Raw genomic sequence first — 17,230 nt, 5'->3', positions numbered from 1 at the left:
TGCCGCTCAGTCCGTCCAGCGTCTGACGAGCGGCAGACGACCGCGGACGACGGCGTTCGCCGCGGCCACGGCCTCGTCGGCGTCGGCGCGGGTGACGCCGTCGCCGTACTTCGCGCGCTCGTAGAGGCGGCCGACCTGTCGGGTCCGCTCGTCGACGCCGACGCGGGACAGCGAGTCGAGATACGCCCTGACCGTCTCGCCGGGGCGACGCGGCCGGTACTCGCGTTCGAGGGCGAGTTCGAGGCGGTCGTACGCCCGGAACACGTCGGCGGCCGGCGAGTCGGTGCGCCGCTGGTACGCCGCGGTCGCAAACCGGAGGTGCGCCGGGAGCCGCGTTCGCCTGACGCCGGCGGCGACGCCGAGGAGGCCGACGAGACCGACGAACAGCGTCTCCCGAGACGGCAGTTCGGGGAGGAGGCCGCCGCCCTCGTCGTCTTCGGCCGCGCCGTCGCCCGCGGGGGTGACGCCGAGGCGCTCGTCGATACCGGGGCCCGGCGGGCTGCCGCCGGCGGGCGTCGCGTTCGTCTCGGTCCCGTTTTCGGTCGGCGTCTCGGTGTCGGTCGCGGTCGGCGTGGGCTCGTCGGTCTCGTTGGACTCGGCGTCCGTCTCGTCGGTGTCGATGCCCGTCTGGCCCTCGTCGCGGGCGTCGCTGAGCGTCGTCGATTCCGCGTCCTCTCGGGGGCCGGCGGGCGTCGGGTCGAAGCGCACCCAGCCGGTGTCCTCGAAGTAGACTTCGACCCACGCGTGGGAGTCGAGGCCGCGGACGACGTAGCGGTCGTCACCGACCTGCTCGCCGGTCGTGTAGCCGGTGACGAACCGCGCGGGGACGCCCTCAGAGCGGAGGAGCACGACCATCGTCGAGGCGTAGTAGGTGCAGTAGCCGGCGTCCATCTCGAAGAGGAACGACTCGGCGATGTCGCCGTCGGGTCGAGACACCCGAAGCGAGTACTCCTTGTTGGCTTCGAGCCACTCCTCAACCGCGACGGCCTTGTCGTAGGGCGTCTCCGCGTCGCCCGCGATTTCGGCGGCGCGGTCGCGAACGCGGTCGGACGTGCTGTCGGGCAGCGCGAGATACCGCTCGCGTATCTCGTCGGGGTAGTCGGTTCCCGTCCGCCGGAGCGACGCCGCGGTGTGCTGCGGGACCTCGCTCGTGACGTTGTAGGTCTCCCCGATTTCGACGGTGCGGTCGGGCCGGAGGTTCCCCTGTTGAGTGACGAGCGTCTCGTTTTCGACCTCGCCGGAGACGGCGACGGGCCGCCACGCCGCGGGCATCGAATCGAGCGGCGTCGCCGGCGTGACGGTTTGGCGGACCAGCCGCGAGGGGCCTTCGGGACCGGTCAACCGGCCGCCCTCGTAGTCGCGGGTGTCGCCGGTCCTGACCCAGCCGTCGCCGGTGTAGCGGTCGAACGTCGCGGTCTGCCAGTAGTCCGGCGAGGTGCTCTGGACCTCGAAGCGGACCTGCGGCGAGAGACTGATGCTCCCGACGATTGAGATGCGGTCGTCCGCGCTCACGAGGCTGGCTTCGACGGTCGGCTCCTCGGCCACGCCCCCGTCGGGGATGACCGGCGACCCGCCCGCGCCGGGGAGGACCGTGACGGTAGCAGAGAGCACGACCATCGCGGCGAGGACGATTGTCAGCACGTCGAGTTGGCCGCCGGCGCTCCCGAAGCGGTCGATGCCGTCGAAGCCGACCGCGGCCATGCCCGCGCCGACGCCGAGGAGCGTGAGCGTCCCCGTCGCGTCGGTGGTGAGGACGAACAGGCCGAGGCCGCTCCCGGCGACCGCGACGGCCGGCGCGATTCGCCCGCGGACCGCGAGATACCACGCGAGGAACACCGGGCCGGGCGTCACCGCGAGCGCCCACACGTCGGCCGACAGGAGCCGGAGCGCCGAGAGGCCGCTGAGGAGCGCGAACGTGTCGGCCAGGAGGCGCTCCGGCGAGAGCAGCGCGACCTGGCTCTCGGGGAGCGCGAGGAAGTACGCCGCGAAGCCGCCGCCGGCGATGAGAACCGCGAGGCCGAGCGCGTATCTGGGGCGGAGCGTCCACCCCACCACGGTAGCGAGGCCGAGCGTGCCCGCCGCGAGGAGGACGAACTGGTCGCGGCGACCCACGACGTCCGTGATGTCGTAGACGACCGCGAGGAACGCGCCGATGAGGACCAACGACGCCGCCGTGGCGAGGAGGCCCGCGGGGACGCCGAAGACGGTGTTCGTCGAGCCGGCAGAAGCAGACGACGACTCGCCGGCGACCGTCACGCCGACACCCCCGAGTCGGGTCGGCGGGTTCCGACGCGACTCGCCGGATTCCGGTTCGACCCACCCACTGCGTCGCCGTCGGCGCGCAGGCGGTCGAACGTGGTCTCGCGGCCGCCGAGCGCGACCCGGGTCTTCCCGGCGTCGCCGCTGACGACGACCGCGGCGGTCTCGTCGGGGACCGACCCCGAGCGGAGCCGCGAGAGGTGGCCGAGGACGCGCCGTCGGTCGCCGGGCGTCGCCTCGACGACCCCCGCGGGCGAGGTGAGGTGGACCGGAACCCCGGCGTCGAGGAGCGCACAGCAGAGCGCCGCGGCCGCCTCCGCCGCGTCGTCCTCGTGGCCGTCGGTCGCGCCGGCCGAGACGCGCACCGCGTCGGCCGTGACCCGGTCGGCGTAGGCTTTCACCACGAGGTCGCCGGACTTGGCGCTCGACTTCCAGTGGATGTCGCGGAGCGGGTCGCCGGGGACGTACTCCCGCAGGCGGTCGAACTCGGCGCGCTCGTCGGTTCGCCCCGCGTCCGCGAGTGCCGAGAGGTCGCGGCGGGCGGTCGCGCCGAGCGACCGGACCCGCGGGAAGACGAGCACTTCGGTCGTCCCGCCGGCGGTGAACGACGTCGAGAACAGGCCGAGGATGTCGCGGGCGACGACGGTCGCCGGACCGAGCGTCGCCGGGCCGCGACCGCGGTAGGTCACTTCGTAGTCGATGCGGCCGTCACCGACGACCGAATCGACCGCGGTGTCGCCGTCGAGACCGGGCGACAGCGCGTCGGTGACGGTGGCCGGAAACGGCCGGTCGGCGTCGATATCGAGCGAGACGGTGTGGGTCTCGCCGGGGAAGCCGTCGTCGGGCGCGACGCGTTCGACGCGGGGCGGCGAGACGCGCCAGACCTGCACCGCGCCGACGACGAGGCCGACGGCGACCGGGACGACGACGGCGTTGAGCGCCCGCGGGCCGTAGGCGACGGCGTTGGCGACGCCGACGACCACGACCGCGACGGCGACCCAGCCGCGGAGGGTGAGCCGCATCGGTCTCACTCGACCGGGACGGTGTCGAGCGCCCGCTGGACCACGTCGCGGCCGGCGCGCTCGTCGGTCGTCCGAATGCGGTGGGCCCAGACGCTCCGCACCTCGCGTTGCACGTCGTCGGGGACGACGTAGTCGCGGGCGTCGAGTGCGGCGCGGGCCTGCGCGGCGCGGACGAGGGCGATGGAGCCGCGGGGGCTCACGCCGAGGTCGGCGCGCGCTCTGGTGTCGGCGGCGAGCCGAGAGACGTAGCTGCGGACCGGCTCGCTCACCGTCACGTCGAGGATGCGCTCGCGGGCGTCGCGCACGTCGCCCGCCGATGCGACGGGTTCGAGCGACTCGATGGGATGGTGGCCGGAGACGCGGCCGAGCAGTTCCGTCTCCTCGGCCTCGTTGGGGTAGCCGAGGTGAATCTTCTTCATGAACCGGTCGAGTTCGGCCAGCGGGAGGTCGTACGTCCGGTCGGGTTCCACGTCGTTCTGCGTGGCGATGACGGTGAACGGGTCGGGGACGCGGCGGGTGACGCCGTCGACGGTCACCTGAAGCTCCTCCATGACTTCGAGGAGCGCGGCCTGCGTCTTCGGCGGCGCGCGGTTTATCTCGTCGCCGAGGACGACGTTCCCGAAGACCGGTCCCTCGCGAAACTCGAACTCGCTGGTCTGTTGGTTGAACACGTTCACGCCCGTCACGTCGGACGGGAGGAGGTCGGGCGTGAACTGGATGCGCTCGAACTCCCCCTCTATCGAGGTGGCGATAGCGCGGGCGAGCATCGTCTTGCCGACGCCCGGCACGTCCTCCAACAGGAGGTGGCCGCGGGCGAACAGCGCCACGATGATGTCTTCGATGGCGTCGTGGTGGCCGACGATGACCCGTTCGACGTTCTCGGAGATTCGTGTCGCGAGGTCCGACACCGCCTCGACCGAGGGCGCGGGGTCGAAGTCGGCGTCTGCATGTGCATCAGTCATTGATATCCCGGATGCCCCGCCGACCGTCCGCACCGCCGACGGGTCTCTGCGTGTTAGTATTGCCTCAGCCTACCTAACCTTGCTGGGTGTGTACATTGGCCTTGCTGGTCGCCCACACGCCGCAGTCGCGGGCGGCGGCGCGGACGGGCGACCGCCCACCGCATCGTTCCCGGCCGTTTTTATTGCTCGGCCGCCCGCCTTGTGGGTATGAACGCGGACGCCCAGCAGGAGGCGGTGTACGGCGCGCCGCCGGAGATGCTGGCAGTGCGAGACGACCTGACGCCGATGCTCTCGCAGTACGCCGACCTCTGCGAGGAACACGACGACGCCGTCGTGCTGTTTCAGGTCGGCGACTTCTACGAGGCGTTCTGCGGCGCGGCGGAGGCCGTCGCCCGCACCTGCGAGGTGACGCTGACCCAGCGCGAGGACTCCACCGGGACGTGGCCGATGGCGGGCATCCCCATCGACAACGCCGCGGGCTACCTCGAACGCCTGCTCGACGCCGGCTACCGGGTCGCGCTCGCGGAACAGGTCGAAGACGCCGAGGAGGCGTCCGGCCTCGTCGACCGCGCGGTCACCCAACTCATCACGCCCGGCACCGTCGTCGACGAGGAACTGCTCGACGCCGGGCGGGCGACCTACCTCGGGGCGGTCGCTCGGGGCGGCGGCGACGGCGAGAACGGAAGCGACGACGACGCCGAGGGCGACACCTACGGCCTCGCCGTCGTGGACGTGTCGACCGGCGAATGCCTCGTCACCGGTGCGGACCGCGCGCTGGCGCTCGAAGAACTCGAACGCCTCGCGCCCGCCGAACTCGTCGTCGGTCCCGACTGCGACCTCCCGGACCTGTCGTTCGACCCGATGGAGACGCCGTTCGAACCGGGGGCGTTCGACGCCGACGCGGCCCGCGAGACGCTGTCGGCCTACGCGCCCCGGCCGGACGCCGTGGTCGAGTCGGACGCCGAACTCCGGGCGGTCGGCGCGGCGCTCGCCTACGCCGAGTACGCCCAGGGCGACTCGAAACTGGCGTACGTCACCCGCGTCACGCGGTTCGACCCCCGCGAGTTCCTCCAACTCGACGCGACGGCCATCCGGAGCCTCGAACTGTTCGAGTCGCGGAGCGCCCGGGCGGGAAGCACGCTGTTTTCGGTCCTCGACGAGACGGCCTGCGCGCTCGGCCGCCGCCGACTGGAGGCGTGGCTCCGCCGCCCGCTCGTCGACCGCGACCGAATCGAGGCCCGACTGGACGCCGTCGAGGCCCTCTGCGACGACGCGCTCGCCCGCGCCGACCTCCGAGACCACCTCTCGTCGGTGTACGACCTCGAACGGCTCGTCGCCCGCGTCTCCCGGGAGCGCGCCGACGCCCGCGACCTGCGCTCGCTGAAGACGACGCTCGACCGAGTGCCGGAAATCCGCGAGGCGCTCGCCGGAACCGATTCCGACCTGCTTTCGGACCTGCGCGACTCGCTGGACGAGCTCGAAGACGTGCGCGACCTCGTCGGCGACGCGGTCGTCTCCGACCCGCCGCAGGAGATTACCGAGGGCGGCGTCATCGCCGACGGCTTCGACGCCGAACTGGACGACGTCCGCGGCACCGCCGAGGCGGGCCGCGAGTGGGTGTCGAACCTCGAAGCCCGCGAGCAGGAGCGCACCGGCATCGACTCGCTGGAGGTCGGTTACAATCAGGTCCACGGCTACTACATCGAGGTGACGAACCCGAACCTCGACCGCGTCCCCGACGACTACCAGCGCCGACAGACGCTGAAGAACTCGGAGCGGTTCTACACGCCCGAACTGAAGGAGCGCGAGGACGAGATTCTCCGCGCCTCGGACCGCGCCGACGCCCTCGAATACGACCTGTTCTGCGAGGTGCGCGCCGACGTGGCGACCGAATCGGCCCGGGTTCAGGCCGTCGCGGACGCCCTCGCGGACCTCGACGTGCTCCGAACCCTCGCGGACGTGGCGGTGGCGAACGACTACGCCCGACCCGAGTTCCACGCGGGCGACACGGACGAGAGCGCCGGCATCCGCATCGACGCCGGCAGACACCCCGTCGTCGAGCGCGCGCAGGACGAGTTCGTGCCGAACCCCGCGGACCTCCCGCGGGGGAGCGTCGCGCTCGTCACCGGCCCCAACATGTCCGGGAAGTCGACGTACATGCGGCAGGTGGCGCTCGTCACACTCCTCGCGCAGGTCGGGAGCTTCGTCCCGGCGAAATCGGCCCGACTGCCGGTCCTCGACCGCGTGTTCACCCGCATCGGCGCGTCCGACGACATCGCGGGCGGCCAGTCCACGTTCATGCGCGAGATGAGCGAGCTGACCGAAATCCTCCACAACGCCACCGGCGACTCGCTCGTCCTCCTCGACGAGGTCGGCCGCGGCACCTCCACCGCCGACGGCCTCGCCATCGCCCGCGCGGCCACCGAGTTCCTCCACGACGAGGTTGGCGCGACGACGCTGTTTGCGACCCACTACCACGACCTCACCGACGCGGCCGACGACCGCGCGGGCGTGTTCAACCTCCACTTCACCGCCGCGCGGCGCGACGGCGAGGTCACGTTCCTCCACAGCGTCGCCGACGGCCCCTCGTCGTCGTCCTACGGGGTCGAAGTGGCGCAGTTGGCCGGCGTGCCCGCGAGCGTGGTCGAGCGGGCGCGAACCCTCGTGGACGAACCCGAGACCGACGCCGACGCCGAGCGCGCGACCGACACAGGAAGGGACGGCGTCGCCGCCGCCGCGAACGGCGAGGTCGACGAGGCCGCCGAAGACGGCACGCTCGCGGCCTACGTCGATGGGCTGGAGAACGGCCACCGAGAGAGCGAGAATCCGAGCCGAGCGACCGCGACGGCCGAAACGACCGAACCGAACCCCGAACTCGAAGTCGTCGCCGAGGCGCTCCGCGAGGCCGACCTCGTGGACACCACGCCGCTGGAGGCGCTGAACCTCCTGTCGGACCTCAAAGGAAGACTCGAATGATTCACCGACTCGACCCGGAGACGCGGTCGAAAATCGCCGCCGGCGAGGTCGTCGCCCGGCCCGCGAGCGTCGTGGTCGAACTGATTGAAAACGCGCTCGACGCCGGCGCGGAGACCGTCGAAACCGACGTCGACGGCGACGGCACCGACCGAATCCGCGTCGCAGACGACGGTCATGGGATGGCCGAGGCCGACGCCGCGCTCGCGGTCGAGCGACACACGACGAGCAAGCTTGCGGCGGCCGACGACCTCGAAACCGTCGAGACGCTCGGCTTCCGGGGCGAGGCGCTCCCGAGTATCGCCGCGGCCGCCGCCCGCCTCGAACTGACGACGAACGACGGCGGCCCGCGGGGAACGCGAGTCGTCGTCGACGGCGGCGAGAACGCGCCCGGTGGCGAGCGCGACAAGACCGTCTCGCCCGCGGGTCGGGCGCGCGGGACGACCGTCGACGTGACCGGCCTGTTTGCCGACCGCCCGGCGCGGAGGAAGTCGCTCGCGTCGTCGAAAGCCGAGTTCGCCCGCGTCTCGGCGGTCGTCACGCGCTACGCGCTCACGCGGCCGGACGTGCGGTTCGTCCTGCGACACGACGGCCGCGAGACGCTCGCGACGCCCGGCACCGGCCGCTTCGCCGACGCGCTCTTGGCGGTGTACGGCCGCGACGCCGCGAGCCACGCCTCGACGTTCGACGCGGCGCGGGAGGTCGAGGCCGCGGGCGAGACGGCCACGGTCGACGTCGACGGCGCGCTCTGTCATCCCGAGGTGACGCGGTCCCGACGCGACCACGTCCACGTCTCGGTCAACGGCCGCGCCCTCGCCGAACCGCGACTCCGCCGGGCGGTCGCGGACGGCTACGGGACGCTGCTTCCCGACGGGCGCGAACCGGTCGGCGTGGTCAGAGTCCGCCTGCCGCCCGCGTGGGTCGACCACAACGTCCACCCCGCGAAGGACGAGGTGGGCTTCAGAGACGCCGACGCGGTCGCCGAGGCGGTCGAGGCGAGCGTCCGCGACGCGCTCTCGACGGCCGACCTCCGGCGGAGCGGCGAGGTGGCGATGGACCTCGATAGCTCGCTCGCGCCCGTCGAGGCCGCCTCGGTGTTCGACGACCTCCGCGTCATCGGGCGCTTCCGCGGCCTGTACCTGCTCTGTGAGGCCGACGACGAACTCCTCGTCGTCGACCAGCACGCGGCCCACGAGCGCATCAACTACGAGCGACTCCGCGAGGCGGTCGAATCGGCGGGCATCGACTCGGCCGCCGTCGACCCGCCGGCGACCGTCTCGCTGTCGCCGGCCGACGCGGCGCTCCTCGACGCGAACCGCGACCTCGTCGAAAAACTGGGGTTCCGCGTCGTCGAGTTCGGCGAGGGGGGCGGAACCGGAACGTACCGCGTCGAAGCGGTCCCGGCACCGCTCGGTCGCCCGTTCGCCCCGGACGCGCTCGCGGACGTGGTGGCCGACGTCGCCGCCGGCGACGACGCCGACCCACGGGACGAACTGCTGAAAGACCTCGCGTGCCACCCGTCCATCAAAGCCGGCGACGACCTCACCGACGACGAGGCCGCGCGGTTAGTCGAGCGACTCGGCTCGTGCGGGACGCCCTACACCTGCCCGCACGGCCGACCCACGGTGCTCGCCATCGACGAGGAGACGTTCGTCCGCGGATTCGGCCGACGAAGCGGTCGGCTCGGGTAGCATTCCTTGGGAGCAACGTTGTCGAGCCACCCCGACGGAGTCGTGCGAAGTGGCGCGGTGGCTCGTGCGGGAATAGTTACCGAATGATTACTATATTTGTGCGCCCGGCCGCTACCAGTCCTTGCAGTCCAGACAGACGTACTCGTCGCCGTCGAGCCACCGCTTTTGGACCGACTCTCCGCACTGCGGGCACGCCGCGGGTTCGGGCGTCCATCGGTAGGTGGCGAGCGTGCTCACGTCGCGGTCGTCGGCGTCGCTGGCATTGGTGTCGCCGGCATCGGGTGAGTCGTCAGCGCCGTCGACAGCCGTCGGTTCGTCGGCAGCGCCATCGACAGCCGTCGGTTCGTCGGCAGCGCCGTCGTCGCCGCCGGCGAAGTCGTCGAGCGAGCGGTTCGGCATGACTCAGCGTCCGTGGGCGCGGTCCTTATCGGTGCCGACCGAGCGGCGCGGTGGACGACCGCCGCGAACCGGGGGGCGAGGCGAGTTCCACCGGACGGGTGAGCGCCGTGCGAAACCCACACAATCAATACCCCCGAATCCCGAGAGTCGCGCATGGCAACACTCACGGACTTCGTCATCGCGCTCCTCACGAGCGTCCTCGAACTGGTGGTGACCTTCGCCGACGTGGCGCTGAGCGACCCGCTCTCGACGGTGAGTTTCCTCTTCGGCAACATCTTCATCCTGCTCGCTGTCGGCGCGTTCGCCTACGTCGCCCTCGGCGCACTCGGCGCGGAACTCGGCATCATCGGTGTCGGCTCGTCGAACGGTAGGCCGCCGCAGCGAGAGTAATCGCTTCTTCGAGGTCGGGGCCGACCGGCGACCCGACCACGACGCCGTCGGCGTGTTCGAGCACCGCGTCCATCCGGTCGGCAACGTCGTCGGGCGTGCCGGCCATCGAGAAGGCGTCTATCATCTTGGGGGTGACGAGGTCGAACGCCTCGGAGAAGTCGCCCGCCGAAATCTTCTCGCCGATGTCGCCCGCGAGGTCGGCGTCGATGCCGTGTCTGTCGAGGACCGGCGGGGCCGCCCCCGCGGCGATGAAGGCGACAGGCGGGCGGGCGGCCTCGCGGGCCGCGTCCGCGTCTTCCGAGACGGAGACGCTGGCGTAGGCGGCGAGCGTGAACTCGCCGCGGGAGTCGGGGCGGTCCTCGACGCCGATATCGACCTGTTCTCTCGCCCACGCGAGGTCGTCGGGGTGCGAGCCGTTGAACAGCAGGCCGTCGGCGTGCTTGCCGGCCATGCGACACATGTGCGGGCCCTCGCCGCCGACGTACACCGGCACCTCGCCGGGCACGTCGAAGTTGAGGCCGGCGTCGGTCGCCTCGAACGTGCCGTCGTGGCTGACGCGCTCGCCGTCCCAGAGCTTCTGTGCGACCTTGAACGCCTCCAGCACGGAGCGGAGGCCGCGCTCGTCTTCGAGGCCGAGGTTGCGGAGCGTCGAGGGGTCGCCCGGGCCGATGCCGAGGAGGCCGCGACCGCCCGAGGCCTCGGCGACGGTCGCCACCTTGCCGGCGAGCGTCACGGGGTGTAGCTCGTAGGGGTTGGCGACGCCGGGGCCGAGGCGGATGTCGTCGGTCTCGGCCGCGAGTCGCGCGAGGACCGCGAAGGGGTCGCGGTTGTTGTAGTGACACGAGACGAAACACGAGTCGTAGCCCTCGCGTTCCGCCTGCGCGCCCAGTTCGACGAGGTCGTCGACGGGATGTTCCGGGGTGAGTTCGAGTCCGAGCATGGTGTGAACGTAGTGTGAGCGTGGTGTGAGCGTGGAATGGTGAAGCGGGTCGTCAGGGGTCGTAGCGCCACTCGCGGAGCGCCTGTCGCACGAAGTCGCCGTCGATGTCGCGGAAGTGGGCGTCGCTTTCGCCGTGGTCGCCCCACTCGAAGTCGCGGACGACGACGACGGGCGTGCCGCCGTCGCCCTCTCCCTGCACGAGGTTGGCGGCCGCGGCGAGTTCGTCCACGACGCTCTCGACGGTGACGCCGAGTTCGCGGCCGTCGCGGTCGGCCTCGCCGCGCCAGTCGCGCGAGGCGCTCAGGCCCGCCCAGCCGATGGCGACGCCGCGCTGGCCGTGGCGGAACGGCCGGCCGCAGGTGTCGGTGACGACGACTCGGTCGGCGTCGACGCCGGCGCGGATGCGCTCTGCCGACTCGCTGGGGCGCTTCGGGAGCAACAGCAGGTCGTGGTCGGGGACGTTCGAGCGGTCGATGCCGGCGTTGACGCCGACGTGGCCGAACCGCGTCTCCGTCAGGAGGAACGGCTCCGACATGACGAGGTCGACGCTCTCTTCGAGGACCGCCTGCGCGAACCGCGGGTCCTTCTCGTCGCCGGTCAGTTCGGCGAGGCGAGCGGCGAGTTCGCGCGCCCGCGGGCCGGCCGGGAAGTCGTCGAGGTCCGCGAACCGCCCTTCGGCCTTCGAGACGACGGTGGAGGCGACGCAGACCACGTCGTCGGGCCGGAGGTCGACGCGCTCGGAGACGAGGGCGGCGAGGTCGTCGCCCTCGCGAATCTCGGGCACGTCGGGGACGGGAAACAGCTCCATACCGCTTCGGAGGGCGAGGGCGGTGAAAAACGACGGGATGCTGGCGAACCGGGCCGGTATCGCAGGCGGGCGACCGGAAGCGGCTCAGCTGCGAGACAGCGCGACGACGCGCCGACCTCAGTCGTCGCGGACGACCTCGACCGACACCGAGCCGTCGGTGACCGTGCCGACCATCATCGTCGCGTCGTCGCCCGGGTTCGCCGCCGTCGCGGTGCCCGGGTTGAGGACGCGGACGCCGTCGACCACCTCGTCGACCACCTCGTGGATGTGGCCCGCGACGCCGACCGCGTCGGTGCCCGCGGCGTCTCTGACCGTCTTCGCGACGCGGGACTCGTAGCCCGTTCGCGTGCCCGTGCCGTGAGTGACGACGAACGTGAGCCCGTCGACCTCGACGATTTCGACGAACGGGAGGTCGATGCCCGGCGGGTCGACGTTCCCGCTGACGCCGACGAACCGCGCCGAGAGGTCGCGGAGGCGGTCGAGCGTGGCCGGCGAGTCGAAGTCGCCCGCGTGAATCACGAGGTCGGCCTCGCGGACCCTGGCTTCGACCCACGAGGGAATCCCGTCGGCCCGCCCCGGAACGTGCGTGTCGCTCAGGATGGCGAGTCGCATACCGACACCACGCGACCGGCCTGAATAGTCGTTTTGTCAGTCGCGGCCGTAAGTCACGATATGCCACACGTCGTCACCGTCTTCCTTCGACACGACGGCCGCGTCCTCCTCACCCGCCGGAGCGACGCCGTCGGAACGTATCAGGGCCGCTGGGCCGGCGTCTCCGGCTACGTCGAGGGCGACCCCGCCGACGCCGAGCGCGACGCCCGGCGCGAACTCGCCGAGGAGGTCGGCGTCCGCGAGACCGACGCCGAACTCGTCCGTGCTGGGGAACCCCTCACGGTCACCGACGAGGGCCGCGAGTGGACCGTCCACCCGTTTCTGTTCGACGCCGAGAGCCGCGATATCGACACCAACGAGGAACTCGCCGCGGTCGAGTGGGTCCACCCGACCGCGATTCGGGAGCGCGAGGCGGTCCCCGGACTGTGGGCGACCTACCGCCGGGTCGCGCCCGCGGTCGAGACCGTCGCCGACGACGAGACCCACGGGTCGGCGTGGATTTCGCTCCGGGCGCTGGAGGTCCTGCGCGACGCCGCCGCCGAGGCGGACTCGTTGGAGGCGGTCGCATCGGTCGCCCGGCGACTCCGCGACGCCCGCCCGAACATGGCCGCCGTCGAGAATCGCGTCAACCGCGCCATGGCGGAATCGGATTCCGACCCCGAATCGGTTCGCCGCCGCGCCGAGGCGGCCATCGACGCCGCCGCCGAAGCCGACGACGCGGCGGCCGCCCGCGCGGCCGAACTCATCAGAGAGCGCGGGGTCGACCGACTCGCCACGCTCTCGCGGTCGGGGACCGTCCTCGCGGCGCTCGAAGCCGCCGAGGCCGCCGCAGTCGCCGTCCTCGTCTCCGAATCCCGACCCGGCGGCGAGGGCGTCGGCGTCGCGGAACGGCTCGCCCGCGACGGGCGGGACGTGACGCTAACCACCGACGCGGCGCTCCCCGGACTCGTCGCGGCCGGCGGGGCCGACGCCGTCTTACTCGGAGCCGACTCGGTGCTCGCGTCCGGCGGCGTCGTCAACAAGGTCGGAAGCCTCCCCGCCGCGCTCGCGGCCGCCCGCGCCGACGTGCCCGTGTTCGCCGTCTGCGCCCGCGACAAGGTGCGCGGCGACGACCGCTTCGCCGGTGAAGACGCGGGCGCGCTGTACGACGGCGAGGCCGCGATAGGAACCGAGAACCCGCTTTTCGAGGTCGTTCCCGCCGACTCGCTCTCGGGGGTCGTCACCGAATCGGGCGTGTTGAACGCGGGCGACATCGGCGCGGTCGCGGCCGAACACGCCGCGCTGGCGGCGTGGGACGACTGAGTCGGGAGTGCGGGGTTCTGGGAACCGCCGGGACCACTGCCGGCGGGGGCAAAAGGGTGGATTCTTGAACGTCCGACCCGGACTCCGACTCGGTGGCGATGACGAAGGTTACCCCCACTCAGCCCCTTGTGATGATAGATTTCATCCGAGCCACCAACTACTGACGACCCGTCGTCCTATCGCTCCGAATCTCGTTGCCCCGGAGCGCCGCGTCCGCGACCGTGGCGCGCCGAATCAGCCGTTTCGAGCTAGCTATTTGCCGCCGAACGACCAAAGAGGGGTGTACCGCCGCACGTTTCTCGGAGTCGTGAGCGCGGCGGCCGCCGGACTCGCGGGCTGTACCGAAGGTAATGTGCGGCCGCCGAGGGGCGGGTGTTCGGCGCGTCGGTCCTGACCGGCGACGCCGAACTCCGAAACGCCGCCAACCTCGTACTCTACGACGAGGCGACCGGAAGCTACTGGAGTCAACTGCTGGCGACCGGCATCTGTGGCCCGCAGTCCGGCGAGCGACTGGCGATTCTCCCGTCGTCGGTGACGACGTGGGGCGAGTGGCGCGCCGACCCTCGACGAGCCCCGAAACCGGACACCGACGCCGAAGCCGCAACGTCCTTCGTGAGCCGCCGCGACCCCTCGGCCATGCACATCGAACGCATCGCGGTCGACGAGTCGGTCGGTCGGACGATGCCCCCGGGGCTGTTCGTCGAGGCGCTTTCGGGCCGCGGCGTGCCCGTCGAGCGCGTCGGCGACGACGAGGAGTTCGGGCCGGGCGACGCGGTCGCCACGTTCGGCCACAGAGACGCCTTCGTCGACGCCGACTGGGTCCACTGCGTCCGCGCCGGCTACGACGAGTTCCCCGTCTCCGACTACGAGGCGGCCGGCACGGCCCTCACGAACAGCACCGGCGTCCACGGGACCACGGTCGGCGAGACGGTCGTCGGCTACATGCTGACGCTCGCCCGCCGCCTCCACGCCTACCGCGACGCCCAGCGCGACCGCGAGTGGGACCTCCCGCGCTACACGGAGCCCTTTACCCTCGACGGCGAGCGCGTCTGCGTCGTCGGCCTCGGCACGCTCGGCCGGGGCGTCGTCGACCGCGCGGCCGCCCTCGGCATGGACGTCGTCGGCGTCCGGCGCTCCGGCGACCCCGTGGAAAACGTCTCGGCGGTGTTCACCCCCGACCGACTGCACGAGGCCGTCGCCGACGCCCGATTCGTCGTGCTGGCGATGCCGCTGACCGCGGAGACCGAGGGCATGGTCGCCGCGCCGACGTTCGAAGCGATGCGCGAGGACGCCTACCTCGTGAACGTCGCGCGCGGCCCCGTCGTCGACGAGGCCGACCTCGTGGCGGCGCTCGACGCCGGCGACATCGCGGGCGCGGCGCTCGACGTGTTCGCCGAGGAACCGCTCCCCGCGGAGTCGCCGCTGTGGGGCTTCGACGAAGTGCTCGTCACGCCGCACGTGAGCGCCGCGACGGGGAAGTACCACGAGGACATCGCGGCGCTCGTGCGGGAGAACGTCGAGAAGATAGCGGCCGGCGAATCGCTCACGAACCGCGTGGCGTGAGTTCGCTTGGGGGGCAGGTCGCGGGGGTGTCGGCGGGACGGCGCGTCGCTCAGAGGAACTTGAACAGGTCGTCGCGGCCCTGTTCGTGGAGGTGCGACCGCAGGGCGTCTTCGAGGTGGGAGATGTCGCCGCGCTTGGCCGTGATGGGCGCGATGACGTTCCGCCACTGCTTCCACGGCGGGAAGAGGCCGAGGCGGTCACAGAGGTCGTTCAGGCGCTCGTCGCGATCGTCGACCTTGTCCATCTTGTTGACCGCGACCACGGTCGGGATGTCGAGTTCGTCGAGGAAAAAGAACATCTCCACGTCGTGGGGGATGGAGTCCTCGGTGGTGTGGCGGTCGATGATGTCGATGACGCTTTTCCCGTCGACGACGAGGACCGCCGCGAGGATGTCGTCGGCGTGCTCCTCGATGTACTGAACCACGTCCGTCTTGATGGCCTCGCGGGTGTCGCGGTCGACGCCGGACATGAAGCCGAACCCGGGCAGGTCGGTGAACATGAAGTGCTCCGCGTTCCAGTCGAAGTGGTTGGGCTTTCGGGTGACGCCGGGCTTCTTGCCCGTCGTGAACTTGCTGTGACCCGTCAGCTCTCGCATCAGGGTGGACTTCCCCACGTTCGACCGCCCGACGAGGACGATTTCGTCGCGGTCCGGTCGGTCTTGGAACATACCGGTGGTTCGCCACCGCGACGGATAAGGTGGGCGGAACGGACCCGCCGGTGCGCGGCGTCGGCGTCGAAAAATCACGTCTCCGGGCGAGTCGCCCCCACAGCGACTCGACGACGACGCGTGAATGCGGCGGCCGCGTCAGTCACAGCCGCCGACCGATGGCTCGCCGGCGTGCTCGTCGAGGAATCGCAGCAGCGGCTCGATTTCGTCGAATCGAGGGCCGCACGCGACGGAACCGCGACGACGGTTCCAGTCGACGAAGCCGGCGTCAGCGAGCTTCGGCAGGTGAACGTGGAACAGTTCCAGCTTCAGTCGGTCGCGGTCGCGGCCGCCACCAACGGCCGCGTCCCGCGTTGCCGCGTCGAGGCGCGTGCGTCGCCGTCGGCGCAGGCCCAACAGCAACCGTCGCCGATGGACGTTTCCGAGGGCGTCGAACGCCTCGTCGAGGCGGGGGGACGCTGTGGCTACCATCGGCGCAACCCCCGTCGAATCCGAACGGGCGTCGCGCGACGGGCGCGAGACGCCGGGATAACGCGGCTTCCGCGAGTCGCTGACAGGCCCCGCTCCGGGCACCCGGCGAACACCACCCGATACCGGTACCGTCGAGAGCGCGGCTCGTCAGTCACACGTCCGTACGCGGCTGCACCACCACGGCGCTGTCGGGCGGCGTACGGCTGTCGATGTCTGTGTGCGTTCACAACTACGTCCCCGAGGGGTCATAGCTAGCAAGCCAGCATTCTCTTTCTGCTTTCACAGTCCGGTCATTGAAGTAGTGCATCCGGGAAGCCGATGGGGCGCGCGTCCGAGTGGGCTGCGGTCACACACGAACGTTGTCGGCCGAAATCCTGCCGAACACGAGCGCGCCCCGGCGGCGACGAGGCCGACCTCCGGGCGCGGTCGTGGCTTTCGGTTGACATAGGTGTTCAATACAGCGGCTGCTAAATGAGAGCCAGCAATGGCCGTAATCGTCGAGTTGACGATTGACTCAGAGAGCTTCGACCTCGGGAGGGTCACCGCCGTGTCGAACGGCGTTCACCTCAAGTTAGAGCGCGTCGTCCCGACCGGCGGTGAGGTCATGCCGTTCTTCTGGGCCCACGGCACGGACTTCGAGGCGTTCGAGCGCGTCGTCCGAGACGACCGGCTCGTCGACGATTTGGCGGCCGTCGCCCGCATCGAAGACCGGGTGTTGTACAAGGTCAACTGGGGAGAGTCCACGTCGAGTCTGACCCGGGTTCTCACCGACAGCGAGGCGACGATTCTCGAAGCCCGCGGCAACGACCCGTGGCTGTTCCGCCTCAGATTCAACGACCACGCGGCGCTCACCGAGTTCCACAACCGCTGTCAGGACGAGGCCATCGAGTTCCACGTCGAGCGCATCTACACTCTCGCGGAGGGCGAACCGGGCGTCTACAACTTCGACATCACCGACGAACAACAGGAGGCGCTCGTCACCGCCGTCTCCGAGGGGTACTTCGAGGTTCCGCGGCGAACCACGCTCAACGAGGTGGCCGACCGACTCGGAATCAGCCCGCAGGCCGCCTCCGAGCGCGTCCGCCGCGGGGCCGACACCGTCCTCCGGAAGGTGCTCTTGTCGCAGTCGGCGGCCGACCTCTCGTAACGACCGACTGGGAGACTGCGCGGC

At 71.2% G+C, this 17,230-nt stretch carries 15 protein-coding genes and 1 pseudogene; 7 read left to right on the top strand and 9 right to left on the bottom strand.

The genetic code is table 11. The annotated features are described in order from the left end of the window. Positions 1-6 precede the first annotated feature (6 nt). Genes E4P24_RS09910 through E4P24_RS09900 form a run of 3 tightly spaced genes read right to left on the bottom strand, consistent with a single transcriptional unit; the run spans position 7 to position 4,243 of the window. A complete protein-coding gene (locus E4P24_RS09910) occupies positions 7-2,256 on the bottom strand; it encodes a DUF3488 and transglutaminase-like domain-containing protein (RefSeq protein WP_115861178.1) in 2,250 nt (749 codons plus the stop codon). Beyond that, positions 2,253-3,281 (bottom strand): DUF58 domain-containing protein, encoded by a 1,029-nt coding sequence (locus E4P24_RS09905; protein ID WP_188148430.1) that lies wholly within the window; start codon positions 3,279-3,281, stop codon positions 2,253-2,255. The genes E4P24_RS09910 and E4P24_RS09905 overlap by 4 nt, the downstream gene beginning before the upstream one ends. Before the next feature lie 5 nt (positions 3,282-3,286). Beyond that, entirely contained in the window at positions 3,287-4,243 is a 957-nt protein-coding gene (locus E4P24_RS09900; protein ID WP_004062958.1) for a MoxR family ATPase, read from the bottom strand. 207 nt (positions 4,244-4,450) lie between these two features. Between E4P24_RS09900 and mutS the strand changes: the two genes are divergently transcribed. Next, positions 4,451-7,219, top strand: a complete 2,769-nt coding sequence (mutS, locus tag E4P24_RS09895) for a DNA mismatch repair protein MutS (protein WP_188148429.1) — start codon at positions 4,451-4,453, stop codon at positions 7,217-7,219. Continuing rightward, positions 7,216-8,907 carry a DNA mismatch repair endonuclease MutL gene (mutL, locus tag E4P24_RS09890; protein ID WP_188148428.1) on the top strand — a complete coding sequence of 564 codons (1,692 nt, stop codon included), beginning with the start codon at positions 7,216-7,218 and terminating at the stop codon, positions 8,905-8,907. The genes mutS and mutL overlap by 4 nt, the downstream gene beginning before the upstream one ends. Before the next feature lie 111 nt (positions 8,908-9,018). On the opposite strand, the gene E4P24_RS09885 is transcribed toward mutL, so the two are convergent. Further along, a complete protein-coding gene (locus tag E4P24_RS09885; RefSeq protein ID WP_188148427.1) occupies positions 9,019-9,306 on the bottom strand; it encodes a zinc ribbon domain-containing protein in 288 nt (95 codons plus the stop codon). 153 nt (positions 9,307-9,459) lie between these two features. Here E4P24_RS09885 and E4P24_RS09880 point away from each other — a divergent pair, with 153 nt between their 5' ends. After that, positions 9,460-9,696, top strand: coding sequence for a hypothetical protein (locus E4P24_RS09880; RefSeq protein WP_008609567.1), 237 nt, complete (start codon positions 9,460-9,462; stop codon positions 9,694-9,696). Here the strand turns inward: E4P24_RS09880 and E4P24_RS09875 are convergent. The 3 genes from E4P24_RS09875 to E4P24_RS09865 form a co-directional block, all read right to left on the bottom strand. Beyond that, entirely contained in the window at positions 9,650-10,636 is a 987-nt protein-coding gene (locus tag E4P24_RS09875; protein WP_004062963.1) for a 5,10-methylenetetrahydromethanopterin reductase, read from the bottom strand. The two genes, E4P24_RS09880 and E4P24_RS09875, sit on opposite strands and share 47 nt — an antisense overlap. Before the next feature lie 52 nt (positions 10,637-10,688). Then, on the bottom strand, positions 10,689-11,444 hold the full coding sequence (locus tag E4P24_RS09870; protein WP_004062964.1) for a coenzyme F420-0:L-glutamate ligase: 756 nt from the start codon (positions 11,442-11,444) through the stop codon (positions 10,689-10,691). A 117-nt stretch (positions 11,445-11,561) separates the two neighbouring features. Continuing rightward, positions 11,562-12,056 (bottom strand): metallophosphoesterase family protein, encoded by a 495-nt coding sequence (locus E4P24_RS09865; RefSeq protein WP_188148426.1) that lies wholly within the window; start codon positions 12,054-12,056, stop codon positions 11,562-11,564. A 60-nt stretch (positions 12,057-12,116) separates the two neighbouring features. Between E4P24_RS09865 and E4P24_RS09860 the strand changes: the two genes are divergently transcribed. The 3 genes and pseudogenes from E4P24_RS09860 (at position 12,117) to ddh (ending at position 14,921) form a co-directional block, all read left to right on the top strand. Beyond that, positions 12,117-13,358, top strand: a complete 1,242-nt coding sequence (locus E4P24_RS09860; RefSeq protein ID WP_115861188.1) for an NUDIX domain-containing protein — start codon at positions 12,117-12,119, stop codon at positions 13,356-13,358. Between the two features lie 372 nt (positions 13,359-13,730). Next, a pseudogene (locus tag E4P24_RS19305) lies at positions 13,731-13,859 on the top strand (hypothetical protein); the annotation flags it as partial. Between the two features lie 135 nt (positions 13,860-13,994). Beyond that, positions 13,995-14,921 (top strand): D-2-hydroxyacid dehydrogenase, encoded by a 927-nt coding sequence (ddh, locus tag E4P24_RS09850; RefSeq protein ID WP_115861190.1) that lies wholly within the window; start codon positions 13,995-13,997, stop codon positions 14,919-14,921. Positions 14,922-14,970: 49 nt separating this feature from the next. On the opposite strand, the gene engB is transcribed toward ddh, so the two are convergent. Then, entirely contained in the window at positions 14,971-15,588 is a 618-nt protein-coding gene (gene engB, locus E4P24_RS09845; protein ID WP_004062969.1) for a GTP-binding protein EngB, read from the bottom strand. Between the two features lie 138 nt (positions 15,589-15,726). After that, positions 15,727-16,059, bottom strand: a complete 333-nt coding sequence (locus E4P24_RS09840) for a hypothetical protein (RefSeq protein WP_004041809.1) — start codon at positions 16,057-16,059, stop codon at positions 15,727-15,729. Between the two features lie 484 nt (positions 16,060-16,543). Here E4P24_RS09840 and E4P24_RS09835 point away from each other — a divergent pair, with 484 nt between their 5' ends. After that, positions 16,544-17,206 (top strand): helix-turn-helix domain-containing protein, encoded by a 663-nt coding sequence (locus E4P24_RS09835; RefSeq protein ID WP_188148425.1) that lies wholly within the window; start codon positions 16,544-16,546, stop codon positions 17,204-17,206. Positions 17,207-17,230: the final 24 nt, after the last annotated feature.

This window comes from Haloferax sp. AS1 (genome assembly GCF_014530665.1).
GTDB classification, from domain to species: Archaea; Halobacteriota; Halobacteria; order Halobacteriales; family Haloferacaceae; genus Haloferax; species Haloferax volcanii.
Note: the sequence above shows the minus strand (reverse complement) of the source record. Positions and strands in the feature narration are given on the sequence as shown.

Excerpts from the sequence above, each read along its gene's own strand:
- E4P24_RS09905 (WP_188148430.1), bottom strand. The coding sequence starts at position 3,281 with ATGCGGCTCACCCTCCGCGGCTGGGTCGCCGTCGCGGTCGTGGTCGTC.
- E4P24_RS09900 (WP_004062958.1), bottom strand. The coding sequence starts at position 4,243 with ATGACTGATGCACATGCAGACGCCGACTTCGACCCCGCGCCCTCGGTC.
- mutS (WP_188148429.1), top strand. The coding sequence starts at position 4,451 with ATGAACGCGGACGCCCAGCAGGAGGCGGTGTACGGCGCGCCGCCGGAG.
- mutL (WP_188148428.1), top strand. The coding sequence starts at position 7,216 with ATGATTCACCGACTCGACCCGGAGACGCGGTCGAAAATCGCCGCCGGC.
- E4P24_RS09885 (WP_188148427.1), bottom strand. The coding sequence starts at position 9,306 with ATGCCGAACCGCTCGCTCGACGACTTCGCCGGCGGCGACGACGGCGCT.
- E4P24_RS09880 (WP_008609567.1), top strand. The coding sequence starts at position 9,460 with ATGGCAACACTCACGGACTTCGTCATCGCGCTCCTCACGAGCGTCCTC.
- E4P24_RS09875 (WP_004062963.1), bottom strand. The coding sequence starts at position 10,636 with ATGCTCGGACTCGAACTCACCCCGGAACATCCCGTCGACGACCTCGTC.
- E4P24_RS09870 (WP_004062964.1), bottom strand. The coding sequence starts at position 11,444 with ATGGAGCTGTTTCCCGTCCCCGACGTGCCCGAGATTCGCGAGGGCGAC.
- E4P24_RS09865 (WP_188148426.1), bottom strand. The coding sequence starts at position 12,056 with ATGCGACTCGCCATCCTGAGCGACACGCACGTTCCGGGGCGGGCCGAC.
- E4P24_RS09860 (WP_115861188.1), top strand. The coding sequence starts at position 12,117 with ATGCCACACGTCGTCACCGTCTTCCTTCGACACGACGGCCGCGTCCTC.
- ddh (WP_115861190.1), top strand. The coding sequence starts at position 13,995 with ATGCACATCGAACGCATCGCGGTCGACGAGTCGGTCGGTCGGACGATG.
- engB (WP_004062969.1), bottom strand. The coding sequence starts at position 15,588 with ATGTTCCAAGACCGACCGGACCGCGACGAAATCGTCCTCGTCGGGCGG.
- E4P24_RS09840 (WP_004041809.1), bottom strand. The coding sequence starts at position 16,059 with ATGGTAGCCACAGCGTCCCCCCGCCTCGACGAGGCGTTCGACGCCCTC.
- E4P24_RS09835 (WP_188148425.1), top strand. The coding sequence starts at position 16,544 with ATGGCCGTAATCGTCGAGTTGACGATTGACTCAGAGAGCTTCGACCTC.